Source organism: Microbacterium sp. BF1 (genome assembly GCF_019279095.1).
GTDB lineage: Bacteria > Actinomycetota > Actinomycetes > Actinomycetales > Microbacteriaceae > Microbacterium > Microbacterium maritypicum.
This window is the reverse complement of record NZ_JAGYWT010000619.1, coordinates 1-1,313: the sequence shown is the minus strand read 5'-3', so window position 1 is coordinate 1,313 and position 1,313 is coordinate 1. Positions and strand designations below refer to the sequence as shown.

Below are 1,313 nucleotides of genomic sequence, written 5' to 3'. Positions count from 1 at the left end.
CGCGGCCAGCACCGCCTCGCTCGGCCCCTGTTCCACGATCCGTCCGCCCTTGAGCACGACGAGACGCTCGGCACGGTCCGCAGCCACCCCGAGATCATGGGTCACGAGCAGGATGCTGGTGCCCTCCTCGCGCTGCAGTTCGTCGAGCAGATCGAGCACGGTGCGCTGCACGGTGGCATCGAGCGCACTGGTCGGCTCGTCGGCGATCAGCAGACGGGGCCGCAGCGCGATCGCCGTGGCGATCAGCACCCGCTGACGCATGCCGCCGGAGAGCTCGTGCGGATACTGCCGAGCCCGCAGATCCGGGTCGTCGATGCCGACGCGGTCGAGCAGCTCGATCACCCGTGCGCGACGCGAGCGCCGGTCCCGATGTCCGTGCAGGCGCAGGATCTCCTCGACCTGCGCCCCGATCGGACGCACGGGGTCGAGGGAGGTGGTGGGGTCCTGCGGCACCAGACCGATCTCCGCACCGCGGATGCCCCGCAGCGCGCGATCGGTCCATCCCGAGATGTCGAGGTCTCCGAGCACCACGCTGCCTCCGTCGACCGTGCCGCCGGAGGGCAGGAGACCGAGGATCGCATGGGCGGTCGTGGACTTGCCCGATCCCGACTCGCCGACCAGGGCGAGCGTCTCGCCTTCCTCGATCTCGAACGAGATGCCGTGCACGACTTCCCTGCCGTTGTAGGAGATCCGCAGATCCGACGCTGCCAGAACGCTCATCGCGTCCTCCTTCCGATGCGGTGGCTGATGCGGTTGGCGCTGAGCACGACCGCGACGACGACGAGACCGGGGAGCGCGGTGAGCCACCAGGCGGTGCCCACGTAGTTGCGGCCCTCGGCGATCAGCAGGCCCCATTCCGGGGTGGGCGGCGGAGCACCGTAGCCGAGGAAGCCGAGGGTCGAGATCGCGAGGATCGCGGTGCCGAACTGCAGCGCGGCGAGCGCGACGATCGGGGTGAGGGAGTTGGGCAGCACGTGTCGGCGGAGGGCTGCGAAGAACGTGGCACCGCTGCCGAAGGCCGCCTCGACGTACTCGGTGCGCCGTACGCGGGCGACCTCGGCGCGCATCAGACGTGCGAAGGCCGCCACGCTGCCGAGGCCCACCGCGAGGGCGGCGTTGACCGTGCCGAACCCGAGCAGGATGATCACCGAGAGCGACAGCAGCAGCCCGGGGATCGCGAGCAGCACGTCGACGATCCGCATCAGGACGTCGTCGACCACGCCACCAACGGCTCCGGCGATCGCGCCGAGCACCGTGCCGAGGGCGAGACCGACCGTGACGGCGATCAGCGCGCCCGAGAGCGAGTGCACGGC

Annotated in this window: 2 protein-coding genes; both read right to left on the bottom strand. The window is 70.8% G+C overall.

What is annotated here, in order from left to right:
* Positions 1–720: ABC transporter ATP-binding protein (locus tag KZA10_RS15495; RefSeq protein WP_218683331.1), on the bottom strand; the 720-nt coding region annotated here is incomplete at its 3' end.
* Positions 717–1,313, bottom strand: a 597-nt coding sequence (locus tag KZA10_RS15490; protein WP_218683330.1) for an ABC transporter permease, incomplete at its 5' end; no start/stop codon positions are given. The genes KZA10_RS15490 and KZA10_RS15495, both read right to left, overlap by 4 nt.